At 64.4% G+C, this 18700-nt stretch carries 16 protein-coding genes; 6 read left to right on the top strand and 10 right to left on the bottom strand.

Annotated elements, in window-relative coordinates; translation table 11 throughout:
- The first annotated feature begins 92 nt into the window (after nt 1–92).
- From DVS29_RS26435 to DVS29_RS26415, 4 genes are all read left to right on the top strand, one after another.
- Nucleotides 93–1418 carry a flavin-containing monooxygenase gene (locus DVS29_RS26435; protein WP_118183473.1) on the top strand — a complete coding sequence of 442 codons (1326 nt, stop codon included), beginning with the start codon at nt 93–95 and terminating at the stop codon, nt 1416–1418.
- A 63-nt stretch (nt 1419–1481) separates the two neighbouring features.
- Nucleotides 1482–1919, top strand: coding sequence for a RidA family protein (locus DVS29_RS26430; RefSeq protein WP_118183472.1), 438 nt, complete (start codon nt 1482–1484; stop codon nt 1917–1919).
- A 10-nt stretch (nt 1920–1929) separates the two neighbouring features.
- Nucleotides 1930–2607, top strand: a complete 678-nt coding sequence (locus DVS29_RS26425; RefSeq protein ID WP_118183471.1) for a DUF1028 domain-containing protein — start codon at nt 1930–1932, stop codon at nt 2605–2607.
- A gap of 481 nt (nt 2608–3088) precedes the next feature.
- Complete coding sequence (locus DVS29_RS26415) at nt 3089–4198, top strand: branched-chain amino acid ABC transporter substrate-binding protein (protein WP_240655803.1); 1110 nt, start codon at nt 3089–3091, stop codon at nt 4196–4198.
- Nucleotides 4199–4254: 56 nt separating this feature from the next.
- Here DVS29_RS26415 and DVS29_RS26410 read toward each other — a convergent pair whose 3' ends face one another.
- The 7 genes from DVS29_RS26410 to DVS29_RS26380 all read right to left on the bottom strand — a co-directional run bounded on the left by DVS29_RS26410 (nt 4255) and on the right by DVS29_RS26380 (nt 12634).
- A complete protein-coding gene (locus DVS29_RS26410; RefSeq protein ID WP_118183468.1) occupies nt 4255–5007 on the bottom strand; it encodes a FadR/GntR family transcriptional regulator in 753 nt (250 codons plus the stop codon).
- Between the two features lie 193 nt (nt 5008–5200).
- On the bottom strand, nt 5201–5953 hold the full coding sequence (locus tag DVS29_RS26405) for an SDR family NAD(P)-dependent oxidoreductase (RefSeq protein ID WP_118183467.1): 753 nt from the start codon (nt 5951–5953) through the stop codon (nt 5201–5203).
- A gap of 30 nt (nt 5954–5983) precedes the next feature.
- Complete coding sequence (locus DVS29_RS26400; protein WP_118183466.1) at nt 5984–6724, bottom strand: SDR family oxidoreductase; 741 nt, start codon at nt 6722–6724, stop codon at nt 5984–5986.
- 26 nt (nt 6725–6750) lie between these two features.
- Nucleotides 6751–7947 carry an NAD(P)/FAD-dependent oxidoreductase gene (locus tag DVS29_RS26395; protein ID WP_118183465.1) on the bottom strand — a complete coding sequence of 399 codons (1197 nt, stop codon included), beginning with the start codon at nt 7945–7947 and terminating at the stop codon, nt 6751–6753.
- Between the two features lie 38 nt (nt 7948–7985).
- Complete coding sequence (locus DVS29_RS26390; RefSeq protein WP_118183464.1) at nt 7986–8819, bottom strand: NAD-dependent epimerase/dehydratase family protein; 834 nt, start codon at nt 8817–8819, stop codon at nt 7986–7988.
- Nucleotides 8820–8829: 10 nt separating this feature from the next.
- Nucleotides 8830–10512 carry a hydantoinase B/oxoprolinase family protein gene (locus DVS29_RS26385; RefSeq protein WP_118183463.1) on the bottom strand — a complete coding sequence of 561 codons (1683 nt, stop codon included), beginning with the start codon at nt 10510–10512 and terminating at the stop codon, nt 8830–8832.
- 4 nt (nt 10513–10516) lie between these two features.
- Nucleotides 10517–12634, bottom strand: a complete 2118-nt coding sequence (locus DVS29_RS26380) for a hydantoinase/oxoprolinase family protein (RefSeq protein ID WP_118183462.1) — start codon at nt 12632–12634, stop codon at nt 10517–10519.
- Nucleotides 12635–13006: 372 nt separating this feature from the next.
- On the opposite strand from DVS29_RS26380, the gene DVS29_RS26375 reads away from it, so the two are divergent.
- Both DVS29_RS26375 and DVS29_RS26370 read left to right on the top strand, forming a co-directional pair.
- Nucleotides 13007–13789: a class II aldolase/adducin family protein gene (locus DVS29_RS26375; RefSeq protein WP_118183461.1), complete on the top strand. Its 783-nt coding sequence runs from the start codon at nt 13007–13009 to the stop codon at nt 13787–13789.
- A gap of 88 nt (nt 13790–13877) precedes the next feature.
- Complete coding sequence (locus tag DVS29_RS26370; protein ID WP_240655802.1) at nt 13878–14492, top strand: thioredoxin fold domain-containing protein; 615 nt, start codon at nt 13878–13880, stop codon at nt 14490–14492.
- A gap of 40 nt (nt 14493–14532) precedes the next feature.
- Here the strand turns inward: DVS29_RS26370 and DVS29_RS26365 are convergent, their stop codons facing one another.
- From DVS29_RS26365 to DVS29_RS26355, 3 genes are all read right to left on the bottom strand, one after another.
- The gene (locus DVS29_RS26365) at nt 14533–15906 is read right to left on the bottom strand and encodes an MFS transporter (RefSeq protein WP_118183460.1); all 1374 of its coding nucleotides are present in this window, start codon (nt 15904–15906) and stop codon (nt 14533–14535) included.
- Nucleotides 15907–16048: 142 nt separating this feature from the next.
- Nucleotides 16049–17800, bottom strand: a complete 1752-nt coding sequence (locus tag DVS29_RS26360) for a GMC family oxidoreductase (RefSeq protein ID WP_118183459.1) — start codon at nt 17798–17800, stop codon at nt 16049–16051.
- A 93-nt stretch (nt 17801–17893) separates the two neighbouring features.
- Nucleotides 17894–18700 carry an enoyl-CoA hydratase/isomerase family protein gene (locus DVS29_RS26355; protein WP_118183458.1) on the bottom strand — a complete coding sequence of 269 codons (807 nt, stop codon included), beginning with the start codon at nt 18698–18700 and terminating at the stop codon, nt 17894–17896.

Here is an 18700-nt window from a genome sequence, read left to right as displayed (position 1 = left end):
GCTGCAGCAAGGCCGGATATAGAGATGCAGCCCATCCTGTCTGTCGAAACACACGAAAACTGTTGCAAACGGGACGCGTTCATATAGAAGCCATGACCGCCGAACAGACGTCGATCGATACGCTCGTGGTGGGCGCCGGCCAGGCCGGTGTCGCGATGAGCGAACACCTGTCGAGACAGGGTGTGCCGCATCTCGTGCTGGAGCGCGATCGCATCGCGGAACGCTGGCGCACCGGGCGCTGGGATTCGCTCGTCGCGAATGGCCCCGCGTGGCATGATCGCTTTCCGGGACTCGAATTCAACGACCTCGATCCCGATGCGTTCGCGACCAAAGAGCGCGTGGCCGAGTACTTCGAAGCGTATGCGAAGAAGTTCGAAGCCCCCATCCGCATCGGTGTGGACGTGAAGAAGGTGGTGCGCAGCGCGGGGCGGCCCGGCTTCACGATCGAAACCTCGGACGGCGTGCTCGAAGCCCGCCGTATCGTGGTGGCGACCGGCGCGTTCCAATGTCCGCTGATTCCGCCGATCGCACCGAAAGACGAAGCGCTGATGCAGATCCATTCCGCCCATTATCGCAACCCGGGTCAGTTGCCGGAGGGCGCGGTGCTGGTGGTCGGCGCGGGATCGTCAGGTGTACAGATTGCCGATGAACTGCTGCGTTCGGGCAGGAAAGTGTTTCTGTCCGTCGGTCCGCACGACCGTCCGCCGCGCGCGTATCGCAACCGCGACTACTGCTGGTGGCTGGGTGTGCTCGGCGAATGGGACAAGGAGACGGTGACGCCCGGCAAGGAGCATGTGACGATCGCGGTGAGCGGCGCGTACGGCGGCCATACCGTCGACTTCCGCGTGCTCGCGCATGAGGGCATGACGCTCGTCGGGCTCACGAAGACGTTCGATCGCGGCGTGGTCACGTTCCAGCCGGATCTCGCGGAGAACCTCGCGCGCGGCGACGAGAACTACCGGACGCTGCTCGATGCGGCGGATGCGTACATCGCGCGCAACGGGCTCGACCTGCCGGAAGAGCCCGAAGCTCGTAGAGCGCTGCCGGACCCGCAGTGCGTCACGCAGCCGATCCTCGAACTGAACCTCGCTGAAGCAGGCATCAGGTCGATCGTCTGGGCGACCGGCTATACCGTCGATTACAGCTGGCTGCAGGTCGACGCGTTCAAGCCGAACGGCAAGCCGCAGCATCAGCGAGGCGTATCGAGCGAACCGGGCATCTATTTTCTAGGGCTGCCGTGGCTGTCGCGGCGCGGGTCCAGTTTCATCTGGGGCGTGTGGCACGACGCGCGGCACATCGCGGACCATATCGCGATTCAGCGCAGCTACCTCGCGTATCGCGATGCGTCACAACGTGATACGGACCACGAAGTCGTCAGCGCCAATGTGCAGCGTCTCGCGGATATATCCGGCCGATAGCGCGCGTCACGTGATGCAGCGCCCTTAAAGTTCGATCAACCGTTACCACGATCCAGGTGCACGATGAACCAGCCGACTCACACCCGCATCCGCATGTTCAACACGAAGGACACGTATCCGAACCAGGCGCTCGACAACGACCTATGCCAGGCCGTGCGCGCGGGCAATACCGTGTACGTGCGAGGGCAGGTGGGCACCGATTTCGACGGCAACCTGGTCGGGCTCGGCGATCCGCGCGCGCAGGCCGAACAGGCGATGAAGAACATCAAGCAGCTGCTGGAAGAAGCGGGCAGCGACCTCACGCATATCGTGAAGACGACGACCTACCTGATCGACCCGCGTTATCGCGAGCCCGTGTATCAGGAGGTCGGCAAATGGCTGAAGGGCGTCTATCCGATTTCGACGGGGCTCGTGGTGAGCGCGCTCGGACAGCCGCAATGGCTGATGGAGATCGACGTGATCGCGGTGATTCCGGACAACTGGACGCCGAACCAGGCATGAGGAGCGAGAGATGACGTTTTCCATCGTCGGACGCTGCGCGCAAACGAGGCAACTGGGTATCGCGATCAGTTCGTCGAGTATCGCGGTGGGTGCGCGCTGTATGTGGGCGCGCGCGGGTGTCGGCGTGGTCGCGACGCAGAACGTCACGCTGCCGTCGCTTGGGCCGCGCATTCTCGATCTGCTTGAGAGTACGCAAAGCGCGCCGGACGATGCGCTTGCAAAAGCGCTCGATGCCGACGAGTGGAACGCCTACCGGCAGGTGACGGTGGTCGATGCGCGGGGCCGCACCGCGTTGTTTACCGGCGCGCAGGCGCTGGGTCTGCATCATGCGGTGGCGGGCGAGCAGTGCGTCGCGGCAGGGAACATGCTGGCCGATCTCAAAGTGATCGAAGCAGTGGCGCACACGTTCGCGAACTCGCAGGGCATGCTGGCCGAACGCCTGCTGTCCGCGATGCAGGCCGGACTCGCGGCAGGCGGCGAAGCGGGGCCCGTGCATTCGGCCGCGCTGCGCGTGATGGGCGATGTGATCTGGCCGATCGCCGATCTGCGCGTCGACTGGGCGGACGCGGATCCGATAGGACAACTGGAGAAGCTGTGGCGCGCGTACAAGCCGCAGATGCAGGACTATCTGACGCGCGCGTTGAATCCGACGGCGGCGCCGAGCTACGGCGTGCCGGGCGACGAGTAAGCGTCCGTTCGCGACGCGCTGAACCAGATCAAAATCTTCAGACCGCATAGCAACTTCAACACCGCGCACACGCGAAGCCATTCCGTGGTGCGCTGACCTCGCCGCATCCATCGCAACGACGCTTCCGCCCAGCGGAAGCCGTCTGCTCCAACCTCCATCGAGTCTCTCTCCACCCCTCGGAAACCCCAGGTCGGACGTCTTTTTTGGCATGTTGACATATGACGTCTCACCTAATACCTTGACGACTAGCGGGACGGCCGACCGCTTCCCGGCAATCCGCTGGCAATACGCCGGGAAAGCGCTCTGACAGGCAACAGAAAGACAAACCGCGCCGATGTCACACCTTGAGGTCGCTGGAGCGAGGTACTCCAGTCTTCGCGGCTTTTTTAAAACCGATCCGAAACTGCTGAGGTATCGAATGAAGATTCCCTTTGTAATCCGACCCGTGGTGCTTGCCGCTTCGCTGGCCGCAGGCGTGGCCATGACCAGCCCCGCGGCATGGGCCGCCGACGTCACGATCGGCTTTGCCGCGCCGCTGACCGGCGCGTCCGCGCACTACGGCGTGGACCTGAGAAACGGCGCGCAGCTCGCGGTCGACGACGCGAACGCGAAGAAGCTGCAGATCGGCGGCCAGACGGTGCATTTCGTGCTCGACGCCGAGGACGATCAGGGCGACCCGCGCACGGGCTCGCAGGTCGCGCAGAAGATGGTCGACGAGAAGGTGGCCGGCATCGTGGGGCACTTCAACTCGGGCACCAGCATTCCGGCTTCGCGCATCTACAACGGCGCGGGCATTCCGATGGTGTCGCCGACCGCGACCAACCCGACTCTGACGGAGCAGGGCTTCACGTACGTGTTCCGTGTCGTGAATTCGGACGCGCAGATGGGACAGCTCGCGGGCCACTCGGCGGTGGATGCGCTGAAGGGCAAGAGCATCGCGGTGCTCGACGACCGTACCGCGTTCGGGCAAGGCATGGCCGACGAGTTCGTGAAGGGCGTGGAGGCGGCGGGCGGCAAGATCGTCGATCGCGAGTTCACGACCGACAAGGCCGTCGACTTCAAGTCGCAACTGACGACCATCAAGGCGCACGAACCCGACGTGATCTTCTGGGGCGGTCTCGACCAGCAGGCGGGCATGCTGGTGAAGCAGATGCGCCAGCTCGGCATCAAGGCGATCCTGCTGGGCGGCGGCAGTTTCGAGAACGACACGTTCCTGAAGGTGGCGGGCGACACCGCCGAGGGCGCGTATTCGTGGGACTACGGCGTGCCGCTCGCGAAGATGAAAGCGGGCAAGGAATTCGACGACCGCATGAAGGCGAAATTCGGCGAAGGCGTGGTCGCCTATTCACCGGCTGCCTACGACGCAACCTGGGTGCTGATCAACGCGATGCGCAAGGCGAATTCGACGGATCCGAAGGTGTACGGGCCGTTCGTCAAATCGGTGTCGTTCGAGGGCATCTCGGGCAACATCGCGTTCCTGCAGAACGGCGACATGAAGGACCCGACGGCAACCTTCTACAAGGTGGTGGATGGCAAGTGGGTGCCGCAGGCGATTGCAACCGGCAACAAGGTCGAGCCGCTGAAGAACTGATCGTCTTAGCCAAGGGAAAGCGTCAAGCCGACGCTTTCCCTTTTGCGACGATGCACCTACTCGCCGCGGCTGCTCGACAGGTGGTGATAGCGTTCAAGGCTTTCGTTCAGATGCCGGCGCATCGCGCGCCGCGCTGCGGTCACATCCTGGGTTTCGATCGCATCGAGAATATCGCCGTGCTCGCGCTGGATGCGCCGGATGTAGGTCTTGCGCTCTTTCGCATCCGCCTTCGCATGCTTGAGGCGCAGGTCGATGATGATCTCCTGGCCAAGCGACCGCAGGATCGACGTGAAGTGCGGGTTCTCCGAGCAGGTTGCCACCGCGAGATGGAATTCGAAGTCCGCGCGCGCGCATTCCGCTTCGTCGTCCACCGGCACGATCTCCATGCGCGCATAGACTTCCTTCAACGCACGCAGATGCGCGTCGGAGCGGCGTTGCGCAGCGTACGCCGCACATTCGGTTTCGACGCCGATGCGCAGCTCGAGCACGTGCATCGAATTGTTGAGCGTGCGCGTATCGATGAACTCGGTGCCCGACGATGCTGCCGTGTTGTCGCTCACGAATACGCCCACGCCGTGCCGCGCGATCAGACGGCGGCCAAGCTTCAGCGATGCGACCGCTTCGCGGATCACGGTGCGGCTCACGCCGAATTCGGTGCAGAGTTCGGGTTCGGTCGGCAGCTTGGCGCCAGGCGCATATTCGCCGCGATCGATCTTGTCGTTCAACGCTTGAATGACGAGTTCCGTCAGGCTGCGACGCTTGCCGGAACTGGCCGCGTTTTTCAGCAGGGTTTCAGCGTCCAGAGTCATTCCAGAAGCTCCACGCCATAAGTTCAAGGCTCTGCAATTTCGGATGCAGACACACCGCGGGGCGTGGGTTCGCGGTAGCCGCGGTTGCTTGACCTACGCCGTATGACATAGTATGACTTTAACATAGTCATGCGCGCGGGCGCCGCCTTGGCGCTTGTGCGCGGGCGGCTTTCAGGACGACTTCGGGGCCGTGTCAGGCGTAGATATACCCGCCGCTGACGATCACGTTTTCTCCGGTCGCATAGGTGTTGCGGCTGCTTGCCAGCATCACCACCCACTGCGCGATCTCTTCCGGTTCAGCAGCGCGGCCGAGCGGATTGGCCGCCGCGAGCTCGCCGAGAAAGCCGAGCTTTTTCGCCTTGTCGGTCGCGAAACCGGCGGGCGCCACCGAGTTGACGAGGATGCCGTCCTTCGCCACTTCATGCGCGAACGACTTCGTCAGGCTGACCACGGCGGCCTTCGTCGCCGCGTAGTGCGCATTCTGCGGATGAGCCTTGAACGCATCCACCGACGTGATGTTGACGATGCGGCCCGCCACGTGCGCCTCGACCTTCGGCCGGTCGTGCATGTGCAGGATCGCGGCCACCGTCATGTGATACGTGCCCTTGATGTTGACGGCGTTTTCGAGGTCCCATTCGTCGTCGGAGATTTCGAGAATCGGCGCGCGCGGATAGATCGCCGCGCTATTGACGAGACAGTCCACACGGCCGAGCTGCTCCAGCGCTTCGCCGAATGCGCGGTGCGCAGTGTCCTTGCGCGTGATGTCGCCTTCGACGGCAAATACCGTATGGCCTTCGGCCCGCAGATTGCCGACGGTCTCGGCGAGCAGCGGGCCGTTCCTGTCGATCAGCGCAAGGCTTTCCGCGCCGTTCGCCAGCATCAGCTTCGCGACAGAGAGACCGAGGCCGGAAGCGCCGCCGGTAATCACCACTCGTTGATTCTTCATGATCGGGTTCAATCCTTTCGGGATGCTGAATTACTTCACGGAGACGATCTGGGAGCCGCCTGGCGCCTGGTCGGTCGGGAATACTTCCATGCGCGATACGTCGACGAAATCGGGCAGCGCGATCGCGGTCGCGATCAGCTCCGCGATGTGCTCCGGCTGGATCGAGCGGTAGGCGTCGTAGAGCTTTTCGTTCGCCCCCTGTTCGCCGAGCGCGGTGCGATACAGGCTGGTCTGCACGCGGCCGGGCGCGATTTCCGTCACGCGCACCTTGCTGCCGAGCAGATCGCAGCGCAGCGAGTCGCAGAACAGGCTGATCGCGGCTTTGGTCGCGCCATAGACGGCCGTGTTCGGATGCGGAAAGCGTCCCGCGCTCGAACCGATGAAGAACAGGTGCCCACGCTTGCGCTTCATCATCCCGTCGAGCGCCCTATGCGCGAGGCGAAGCGGCGCGCGCAGGTTGATGTCGATCATCGCGTCGATGTCGGCTGGCGTGCTCTGGTCGAAGCGCGCGATGGCCGGCAGCAGCCCCGCGTTGTTCACGACCACATCGATCTCCACGCGTTCGAAAACGTCTGCCAGCGCGGACGGATCGCGCAGATCGACCGCGAGCGGCGTGACCTTGCACTCCGCTGCGAGCGCTTCGAGCGCGTTCGCGTCGCGACCGACCGCGTAAACCTGCAGGCCTTCCTTGACCAGCCGTTGCGCGATGGCCCGGCCGATGCCGCTCGACGCGCCGGTCACGAGCGCGGTCTGGTACGAGTGTGAGTTCATGGAGTGGGGTTGCTCGTTGAGCCAGGTCAGATCACGCCTTCCTCGAGGAAGGGCTGGTTGTCGATCACGCGCTGATAGCCGAGCGGCGCAAGATCGAGCGCACGGTATTCGCCGTACGCGATGAGTTCGGAGAGGCCGCGCCCGACTGCGGGCGACTGCTGCAGGCCGTGACCGCTGAAGCCGTTCGCGAACAGGAAGTTCGTCACCTCCGGATGCGGACCGACGATCGCGTTGTGATCGAGCACGCAGAAATCATAGTGTCCCGCCCACGCGTTCACGACCTTGATCGCTTCGAACGCGGGAATGCGTTCGGCGAGCGCGGGCCAGATGATGTCGTCGAACTCGTTGTGGATCACGTCGAAGTCGTTCACATCGGCAAGCGGATCGGGCTCCGGATAGCAGCCAGTCAGGAAGTACTTGCCCTCGGGCCTGAAGAAGATCCCGGTGGTGTCGATCGTCAGCGGTACGGTGCCTTCCAGCGGCGTGCGGCAATCGAAGACGAACAGGCAACGCTTGCGCGGCTCGACGGGAATGTTCAGGCCGGCGAGGCGCGCCATCGCCGGGCCGCGCGTACCTGCCGCATTGACCATCGTGTCGCAATGGATGGTCTCGCCGCTTTGCAGCACCACGCCGGTGACCTTCGAGCCTTCGCGAAGAATCTCGACCACTTCGTTTTCGATGTATTCGATGCCGAGCGCGCGCGCCTTGCGACGCATGCCCTGCAGCAGGCCGTAGCTGTCGAACCAGCCTTCGCCCGTTTGCCCGTAGACGCCGTTGACGAGCCCCTCCGTGTTGAGCCACGAAAAGCGCGAGCCCAGCTGTTCGCGATCGAGCAGCACGACGTCGGCGCCGTTTTCGCGTTGCGTGTGATAGTTGCGCTCGAACATCGGCGCGCCGTTCGCATCGCCCAGGTACAGATAGCCGTTTTCCTTGAAGCCGAGTTCGGGCGCGTCGCCATCCACTTCGACCAGTTCATGGAAGTGCCGGATGAACTCAGTGCCGAACCGCGAAATCTGGATGTTGAGCGGGTTCGAGAACTGATGCCGGATCGACGCGCTGGACAGCGCCGTCGCGGATTTCGCATACGACCAGTCGCGTTCGACGACCAGCACCGAGCCGTCGAAATCGGGGTTCTTCGCGAGAAAATACGCGGTCGCGCTGCCGATCACCGCGCCGCCGACGATCACGACGTCGTAGTGAGACTTCGATGCCTGTTGTGCCATCTTCGTAGTGTCCAAACAGTGGTTCCGGGTCACAACGCCTAAGCGGACTCTTTCGGGTCTTCGAAATGACCGTCGGCGGCGAACTGGCCGCCCTGGAAGCGGACCGCCGGGTGACGCGGATCGCGCGCCTCGGTGTTCGCGTGGACCTCGGCCGCGTACGCATCCGCCGAATCCTGCGGGCGATAGCCGAGGTAGCCTGCCTGCGAGTTGTCCCAGAAGTTCGCGCTGTTGTTCGAGTTGCCGTACACGATCATGTGGCCGACGCTCGGCGTGATCAGCGCGCGGATACACAGGCGCGAGAAATCGTCGTAGGAGAGCCACGTCGCGAGCATGCGGCGATCGACCGGCTTCGGAAAGCACGAGCCGATCCGCATGCACACCGATTCCAGCCCGAACTTGTCGAAGTAGTAGCGCGACAGATTTTCGACGAACGCCTTGCTCACGCCGTAGAGACTATCCGGCCGCTGCGGTACGTTCGCATCGATGGTCTGCACGCATTCGTAGAAGCCGATCGCATGCACCGAGCTCGCGTAGATCACGCGCTTCACGCCGCATTGCCGGGCCGCTTCGTAGATGTGGTAACTGCCCGCGATGTTGGAATCGAGGATCACCTGGAAGGTGTTTTCGCGCGGCGCGCCGCCGAGATGGATGACCATGTCCACGCCATCCATCATCTTGAACACGGCGTCGCGATCGGCCAGATCGCAGACGAAGTGGCGTTCGTTCTCGCGCAGGTCGCCGAGCGGCTCGCGGTCGTTCAGCGTGAGCTGCGCGGCATACGGGCGCAGCGATTCGCGCAGCACCGAGCCCAATGCGCCGGCGGCGCCCGTCACCAGGATGTTCCCGAACGGCGGTTTCGTGATGTCGGTCATAGGTCTGTCCTCAGTGGCTGGTGGAAGACGGCAGCGCATCGGCCGAGATGCCGTAGTCTTCGCGCAGTTGCGATTCGGAGATGTACTCGTTGCGGATGTCGCGCCTGAGCGCTTCGTGGTCGCGCTGTTCGGGCGAGCCGATGCCGCCGCCGCCCGGCAGCGACAGCACCACACGCTGATGCTCTTCCACGAACTGCGTGCCTTTGCCCTTCATCTTCGTGCCGTCGGAGAGCGTGACTTCGCCGGCGGCGCCGGGCTTGCCGCCCGACTGCCCACGCGCCGGATGATCGATGCGATCGAACATCGCGTTGAAGCGGAACCGGTAGCCCATGCGCGGCCCGATCTCGACGATCTGACCGAGGCCGCCGCGATGCTCGCCGGCACCGCCGGAATCCGAGCGCATCTCCTTGCGCCACACGACGATCGGGCCGACCTGTTCCGTTGCTTCGACCGACATCGCGTGCACGCCGCTCGGAAACGCGGTGGCGGAGAGGCCGTCGAGCTCGGGGCGTGCGCCGGTGCCGCCGCTGTTGAACATCAGGATCTCGCTGCCTTTCAGGCCGGATTCCTCGCTCACAGGACGTGCGCTCACATGCAGATTCCACAACGCCCCCGAGCCTTCGGCGGGCACGCGGTCCGGCAGGATCTTGTGCAGCGCGCCCAGCACGAGGTCCGGCACAAAATGGCCGAGCACGTGACGCACGGCGACGGGGCTCGGACGCTGCGCATTCAGGATGCAGCCCGCGGGCGCCTGCACGCGGAACGGTTCGAGCGATGCCGCGTTGTTCGGCACTTCCGGCGCGATGATGCATTTGAGTCCGTAGCATGCGTAGGCTTTCGCATACAGCAGCGGCACGTTGATGCCGAACGGACTGGCCGGCGACGAACCCGCGAAGTCGGCGAGCAGGTGATCGTCGGAAACGGTTAGCGTGACGTTGAGCTTGACCGGCGTGTCGTAGCCGTCGAGCGTCATGTCGTTGGTCTGCGTGCCCTTCGGCAGCGCGGCAATGCGTTCGAGCGTGGCTTCGCGGCTGCGCGCCAGAATGAATTCGCCGATGCCTTCCACGTCCTTCAGCGCGAACTCGTTCAGCATCTCGATCAGCCGCTTGTGGCCCGTCTCGTTGCACGATGCGAGTGCGTACAGATCGCCGACCACCTTGTCGGCTTCGCGCACGTTGTTGCGCAGGATGTTGATCAGGTCGCGGTTCACTTCGCCGCGCTCGATCAGCTTCATGATCGGCACGAACAGACCTTCTTCGTAGATCTCGCGCGAGTCCGGGCCGAAACCGCGGCCGCCGATATCGACCACGTGCGCGGTGCTCGCGAAGTAGCCGATCAGCTCGCCGTGATGGAACGACGGCGACACGACCGTGAAGTCGTGCAGATGGCCCGTGCCTTTCCACGGGTCGTTGGTCAGATAGACGTCGCCTTCGTACATCCGCTCGACGCCGATGTCGTTCATGAAGTGCTCGACGGCTTCGGCCATCGTGTTGACGTGGCCCGGCGTGCCCGTGACGGCCTGCGCGAGCATGCGGCCGCGTTTATCGAAGATGCCGGCGGAGAGGTCGCCCGCTTCGCGCACGCTGGTGCTGAACGCAGTGCGGATCAGCGCCAGCGCCTGTTCTTCGACGACGGAGATCAGCCGGTTCCACATCACCTGCATGTGGATGGTGTCGAGATTGCTGGATGACATGCTCTTACTCCTGGTTCGCGAGGGCGGGCGCGCCACGCGTTGCCTTGGTGACGACCAGCAGGCAGCCGTCGGGCTGCACCGTCGCGTCGAACGACGACGTGACGAGCGTCGACGTTTCCGGCTCGACGATGATCGCCGGGCCGTGCACGCATTCGCCAGTTTTCAGCGAACCGCGTTCCACGATCGCCGCGTCGACGAACTGATGCAGCGCGGCGTCGAAGATGCGGCGCGTGTTCGGCGCGGCGACGGCATCGCGCGACGTCACGAGTTGCAAACGCTCGACGGGCGGCAACGGCGAACTCGCCTTCACGGCCCAGCTGACGATCTCGATGTCGAGACCTTCGATCGGCCGGCCGAAGAACTGCGTGTATGCCTTCGTGAACGCGTCGCGGAATGCGCTCGCATCGCTCGCTTCGAAACGGCGATGCGCGATCGCCACCGGGATCTCCCAACCCTGGCCGACGTAGCGCATGAACGCCTTGATCTCCACTTCAGGCTCCGCATCGCCGGAACCTTGACGCGCGAAATGCACGGACTCGTTCGTCAGGTGGTCGACGATTTCGTTGAGCGCGTTCGCATCGAAATCGTTCAGCCGCATGCTGGCGCTGCGCACGCTTTCATAACCGAACGGCGCGCGCAGAAAGCCGATCGCGGAACCGACGCCCGCGCCCGGCGGCACGATGAACTTCGCGATGCCGCTCTTCTCGCAGAGCCGCGCGGCGTGCAACGGCCCTGCGCCGCCGAACGTGATCATCGTGTAGTCGCCGATGTCCTTGCCGCTTTCCACCGCATGCACGCGTGCCGCGTTGCTCATGTTCTCGTCGACGACTTCGGCTACGCCGTAGGCGGCTTCTTCGGCGTTCAGATCGATTGAAGCGCCGACAGTTGCGACCATCGCGCTGGCCGCGTTATCGACGGAGAGCGGAATCGAGCCGCCCGCAAAATTCGCGGGATCGAGACGGCCGAGCAGCAGGTCCGCGTCCGTCACGGTGGGCTGCGTGCCGCCGCGCTGATAACACGCGGGGCCGGGTTCCGATGCCGCACTATGCGGGCCGACGCGAATCTGCCGCATCACGTCGAGCGATGCGATCGAGCCGCCGCCCGCGCCGATCTCCACCATCTCCACGACCGGAATCGAGATCGGCATCCCGCTGCCTTTCTTGAAGCGGTACGTGCGCGCGACTTCGAACGTGTTGGCCGTTTTCGGCGTGAGGTCGTCGATCAGGCAGATCTTCGCGGTGGTGCCGCCCATATCGAACGACAGGACCGAATTCAGGTCGTAGCGTGCGGCGATGTGCGCGGCGAAGATCGCGCCGCCGGCGGGGCCCGATTCGACCAGGCGCACCGGAAATTCCGACGCGCTTTCGATCGACACGATGCCGCCGCCGGAATGGATGATGAAAATCGGGCACACGGCGCCGGCCGCGCGCACTTCGCCCTGCAGGCGGTCCAGATACGACTTCATGATCGGCCGCACATACGCGTTCGCGCACACCGTGTTGAAGCGCTCGAATTCGCGGATCTGCGGCGACACTTCGCTGGAGATGGACACCGACACATGCGGCAGCCGCGCTTCGATCGCATCGCGCATCATGCGTTCGTGCTCGCCGTTTACGTATGCATGGATGAAGCCGATTGCGACGCTCTCGTAGCCGCCCTGTTCGATACGATCGACGATCGCCGCGATCTGGCTTTCGGTGGGCGACAGCAGCACGCCGCCTTGCGCATCGATGCGCTCGCTCAGCGTGAAGCGGTCGCAACGTTCGATCAGCGGAGGAGGGAGCTTGATGTTCAGGTCGTACTGCTCGAAGCGGTTCTCGGTCCGCATCTCGATCGTGTCGCGAAACCCTTGCGTCGTGACGAACGCGGTGCGCGCGCCGCGGCGTTCGATCAGCGCGTTGGTGGCGAGCGTCGTGCCGTGAATGATCACGCCGATGTCCTGCAGGCGGATGCCGGCCTTGTCGGCGACGATGCCGATGCCCTTGATGATCGCGCGCTCGGGCGCCGTGTAGTCGGTCAGGACCTTGGTGGAAAAGAGCGCGCCGCCGAGTTCGAGCGCGACGTCGGTGAAGGTGCCGCCAATGTCGACGCCGACGCGCGCCTTGTCGTGACTGGTTGCCATGAATCTCCTCTATACCGTGACATGCGTCGGGCGCCGACCTGGGTGAGCGCCTTCAGCGAAGCTGCCGAACCGACCTGAACGGACCCGGGCAAACCATTTTTTGCTCGTTGACATATGATGAGTGACGTCTTACAGTGATGTCAACACGAACAAATTAAATTTCGCGATCTGGGGGGCGGGAGGTGCTTGGGAATGTTGTTTATCGCGTTGTTTTTAAATGATAAATGCGATTTACTGTGGTTGTCGCCCTGGCACCTGTCGAGCTCTCCGGTCACTATACCGGCTCGCGGAAAGTTTGCAAAAAATTTCTATTTTTCGTGAAAATTTGAAGTGCGCAGCGTCGCCGCCCAAACCCATCGCAGAGGATCCAGCATGATTTCCACCACCGACCCGCACGTGAACCGCAAGCCGCGCAACATCTCGCAGGCGGAGTGGGACACCCGTGTGCAACTCGCCGCCGCTTACCGGCTCGCGGCGAAATTCGGGTTGACCGATCTGATCTACACGCACATCTCCGCGCGCGTGCCGGGCACGAACGACCAGTTCCTGATCAATCCGCATGGCTGGTTCTTCGATGAAATCACGGCGTCGTCGCTCGTGAAGATCGACGTGGAAGGCAATCCGATCGGCGACGACCGCTTCGAGGTCAATGCCGCCGGCTTCACGATCCATAGCGCGCTGCACCAGGCGCGTCACGACGTGGAGTGCGTCGTGCATCTGCACACCACGCACGGCATGGCAGTCGCCGCGATGGAGTGCGGCCTGTTGCCGTTGAACCAGATCAGCATGCAGTTCTACAACCGCGTCGCGTATCACGAATACGAGGGCATTTCGCTCGAACTGGACGAGCGCGAGCGCATCGTTCGTTCGATCGGCGAGAAGGACTATCTGATCCTGCGCAATCATGGTCTGCTGACCACGGGTCGTTCCGTGGCCGAAGCCTTCACGCGCATGTACTACCTGAACAAGGCCTGCGAGATCCAGGTGGTGACGCTGTCCGCGGGGCAGAAGGTGACCATTCCGTCGCCCGAGGTGTGCGAGCACGCGGCGAAACAGCACGACGACTACGCGTATCTCGACACCGTGCATCTGGACCGCGAATGGACCGCGCTGCTGCGGCTGCTGGAACGCGACGGCGACGATTACCGGTGCTGAAGCTGTGCTGAAGCGGTGCCGGTTCAGTGCTGACAGCGAGCGTTCGCGCTAGAGTACGGATTCCTCCAGACTCGCGCGTAATCCGATCGTGAAGAAGCTTTCAATTGCCGCCGCGCTCGCGGCCAGCATCCTGCTGTCAGCGAACACCATGGCCGACGACCAGCCTCAGGTCACCTATCTGCCCGCCACGGCCGCGGCGAAATTCCAGAACGCGCCGGCAATCGTCGAAGGCGCGACGGGCAGCGCCGTGAAGACCACGATCTACGTGTTCATGGACCCGAACTGCATCTTCTGCCACTTCACGTGGAAGGCGCTGCAGCCGTACGAAGCCGCGGGACTGCAGGTGCACTGGATTCCGCTTGCGTTCCTGAAACCGGATTCGCCCGGCAAGGCCGCGGCGCTGCTGCAGTCGAGCGACGGTCCCGCGTTGCTGAAGACGCTGGAAACGCACTACTCGGTGAAGACGGAATCTGGCGGCATCGCGCCGCTGCCGTCTATTCCGCCCGCCGCGCGCAGCAAGCTCGACGCGAACCTGCAGACGTTCCAGGATCTCGGCTTCCAGGGCACGCCGACGATCATCTATCAGGCGTCCGGCGGCCGTTGGGCCGACCTCCAGCAGATGCCGAAGCTGAGCCTGCTGCCGGCAATGCTGAACCTGCCCGCGCAGCCCGAGACGGATCCGGAACTAAAGATCTATCAATGAGCCGCTGCTGAGGCCGGTGCACAACCGGCCACGCGCGGGATCACGCTTCGACTTTCGCCCGCTGTTCGAGCCGCCCGAGCGTTTCGGGCACCACGAACGCGCCCACCAGAAAGATCACGCTGATCGCGCCGACGAACGCCGCGAGCGTGACCGGCAGTTCGGCGGGCGACTTCGCGACGAGCGATACGAAGGTCGGCATCATCCCACCGATCGCGAAGCCGATGTTCCATGACAGGCCCGTGCCGGTCGCGCGGATCGCGGTCGGAAAACGTTCGTTCAGGAAGATCAGGATCGGCGCGTAGCCCGCGCTGCCCAGGCCGCTCAGGATCACCGCATAGAAGCCGAGCAGCCACGGGTCGTTCGTGCCCGGCAGGACCATGTACAGCGCCGGCAGCGCGATGAGCCGCACGACGCCGATCCAGATGAACGCGCGCTTGCGGCCGATGAATGTGCTCAGATGTCCCGTGCCGATCGACGCGATCACCACCATCACGCTGCACAGCATCAGGATCGCGGCCGCGGCGCCGCTCGGCGTGTGATTCACGACCTTCAGGAAAGTCGGCAGAAAGCCCGACGTGAGGTAGTAGCCGCTGCCGCCGCCGATCGTCAGCAGCAGGTTGACCAGCAGCACGTTGCGGTATTCGCGCGAAAACAGCGTGCGCAGCGGCGAGTGGATCACCTCGACGGGTGCGGACTGCGCCTGTTGTGCGGCGCGCGCGGCCTTGTCGGCGGCGAGCTTCTGCCACACCGGAGATTCGTCGAGGCTGTTGAAGATGAAGAGCCCCAGCACCGAGCTGATGATGCCGGTGAAGAACATGCAGCGCCAGCCCCACACTTCGAACTGGTGACCTGGGAACAGCGTCGACCACGCGAGATACGCGATCGATGCGATCAGCGCGCCGACGCCCGCGCCGCCACCGCCGATCAGCCCCGACACCGCGCCGCGATATTTGAGCGCGACGGATTCGGTGCCGATCGTATGCGTCGATGCGACCACGCCGCCGACGAATACGCCCTGCACGAGCCGCAGCAGCAGGAACAGTACCGGCGCTGCAACGCCGATCTGCGCGACGGTGGGCAGCAGGCCGAACGCGGCCGTCGATATGCCGACACCCACCACCGCGACGATCATCGCGCCCTTGCGGCCGCGCCGGTCCGCATACGAGCCGAACAGCGCGGAGCCGAGCGGGCGCATCAGCAGCGTCACCGCGAACGCGGCATACACGGCCGCGAGCGACAGCATCGCGTGTTCCGACGGAAAGAACAGCTTGCCCACCACCGGCGCGACGAACAGCAACACGAACAGGTCGAACAGATCGAGCGCCCAGCCGAGACACGACGCGGCCACCGCGCCGAGTATCTGCCGGTTGCTGACGGCTGGCATCGCGTCGGCGTTCTGTGCAGCAAAAGTCATGTCTGTCTCCAAGGTGGCGGCCGCACCCATATCATGTCGTGATACATCGCTGCACGACCTGCGGGCTGCGGGCTGTGACGCGCTCGTGGCTCCTGCCGGAGCGCCGCGCGTTCTGGTTACGTTGACGAAAGCGTTGCGTGGATCACGGGTCCTGCGGTACTTCGGATGCATTTCGCGCCGAGCGCAGCGCGGTGGGCCTGAAACGCTCGTCGACGATCGTCGCGGCGATCTTCTCCGCGATCATGATGGTCGGCAGGTTCGTGTTCGCGGACGGCAGACGCGGCATCAGCGACGCGTCGATCACGCGCAGTCCGCGCGTGCCATGCACGCAGCCGGCCGTGTCGGTCACCGTCGACGGATCGCGCGGATCGCCCATCCGGCACGTGCCGCTCGCATGCCAGACGCCGAACACGTTCGCGCGAATGAACGCGTGCAGGTGTTCGTCATCCGCGAGCAGCGGCGCGAGTGCGACGCCGCGCGTGACGAAGCGCGCGATCATCGCGCGCCGCAGCGGCGCCGGCGCATCGAGCAATGCGCCAAGTAACGTGGTCAGCCATGCGTTGCGGCGGCTCACGCGGCTCAAGGCCTTCACGCGCGGCGAAAACGTAGCGGGGAAGCAGTCGCGCAGGTCGTCGCTGAGTCCTGCCGCGCTCACCACGCGCGCGAGCATCCGTACGCCGGCCGCGAGACGCGTAACGTCGCGTTCATCGTCGAGCAGATTCAGCGCGATACGCGGTGCGTCGAACGGATCGGCGGAATGCAGCTCGACGCTGCCACGCGATACCGGCCGGTTGCACCACAGAAAGAACAGCCCGAGCCGCTTGCCGAGCGCATGCCACGCGGCGCGCGTGGCGCTCGACAGGTACAGGTCCGACACGTCGTCATCCACGCCTGATGTGAAGCGCGCCGACGCCATCGTCGCGCGCCGGCGCGACAGCGGTACGCGCCAGTGCGGCGCGAGGAAATGACAGAACGTGAGAGCAGGGTGATCCTGCAGATTGCGCCCGACGCCAGCCAGATCGACCACACAGTCGATACCGTGCGCGGCGAGCGCCGGCGCCGGTCCGATGCCCGCGCGCATCAGCAGCGCGGGCGACTGCAGCGCGCCGGCCGACACGATGGTTTCGTGCGCGTCGAAGCGCAGCTGGTCGCCGTTCGCGGCGAGCGCGATCACGCCGCGCGCGGTGCTGCCGTCCATCACGATCCGCTCGACCCGCATCGACGAAAAGATCTGCAGATTGGGGCGCTCGCGCGTTGCGGCATCGAGGTAAGCGGAGGCCGACGTCGCGCGCCGGTCGTCGAGATTCGAAAACGTGCCGGGAAAATAGCCGTCGCCGAACTGCGCGTTCTGGTCGTCGAGCGTGGCGAAGCCATTCGCGCGCAAGCCCTGCGCGAACGCGTGGCAGAAGGGCGGCCAGTCGGACGGCTGAATGCGGCGGATCGGCAATGGACCGTCGGCGCCGTGCAGTGGATCGCGCGGGAAATCCACGTCGCGTTCGAGCTTGCGGAAATACGGCAGCACGTCATGCCATGCCCAGCCGCGCGCGCCGTTCGTGGCCCACTCGTCATAGTCGCGTGGCAGCCCGCGATTCGCGGACTGCACGTTGATGCTCGAACCGCCGCCCATCACGCGGCCCTGTTCATAGACCTTCGGCGCCGCACCGCGCGTCGCGCTCGCGCTCAGCTCGGGCCAGACATAGGTGTCGCCGCAGAACACCGGCATCGGGTAGCTGTCGAGAATCGCGGCGGGCACGGCGCCCGGCGGCGTATCGATGCCGGCCTCGATCAGCGCGACCTGCACGGATGGCGCCGCCGACAGCCGATGCGCGAGCACGCATCCCGCCGAGCCGCCACCGACGATCACATAATCGAAACGCGCGCCGACACGCTCCATCCCGTTCGTCTCCTCGCTATTCCGTTGGCTTTACTGTTGCCGCGCCTCGTGCATTGGTGCGCGGCGGCAGTGTGTTTCGCTACCTGTGCCGACTCAGCTACCGCGAAAATCCGGCTTGCGCTTGCCGTGAAAAGCTTCGACGCCTTCGCGGAAATCGTCCGAGCTGCGCAGCCGGCTATAGCAATGGCCTTCCAGTTCGATCGCGATTGAAAGCGGCGCGTCTTCGGTGTCGTTGAGCAGCTTCTTTGCGGTGCGTTGCGCGAGCGGCGAAAACGCGCGCAACTCGTCGACCAGCGCATCGGTCGTCGCTTCGAGTTCCGCATCGGGTACGCATTCCACTGCAATGCCCCACTCGTACGCCTGCTTGCCGGGAATGCGCCGCGAACGCATCACGATATCTTTCGTGCGGCCGATGCCGACCATCTTCTGCAGGCGCGCCGAGCCGCCCGAGCCGGGAATCTGCCCGAGCTTTTGTTCGGGCAGCGCGTAGAAGGTCGTGTCGGTCGCGATACGGAAGTCGCACGCGAGCGACAGCTCGAAGCCGACGCCGAAGCAGAAGCCGCGATTCGCGGCGATCACCGGCTTGCTGCAGCGCGCGGGCGCCGCGATGTTCCAGGCGAGCTTCGACACATGTTCCGGCGAAGCGGCGAGAAAGCCCTTGATGTCGCCGCCGCTCGAAAAATGTTCGCCCTGTGCGCGCAGCACGATCACACGCACGCGGTCGTCTTCGTCGAGCGCTTCGAACGCCGCGCGCAACTGGTCGCGCGCATGCATCGAGATCACGTTGAGCGGCGGGCGGTGCAGCACGATATCGGCGCGTTCTCGCGCTGCATCGATCTCGATCGAAAAGCCGTCGAGGTCCTGCAACAGCGCCTGGCCGCGATGGGTCAAGTCGGTCAT

This window comes from Paraburkholderia phosphatilytica, assembly GCF_003443895.1.
Taxonomy (GTDB): domain Bacteria; phylum Pseudomonadota; class Gammaproteobacteria; order Burkholderiales; family Burkholderiaceae; genus Paraburkholderia; species Paraburkholderia phosphatilytica.
Note: the sequence above shows the minus strand (reverse complement) of the source record. Positions and strands in the feature narration are given on the sequence as shown.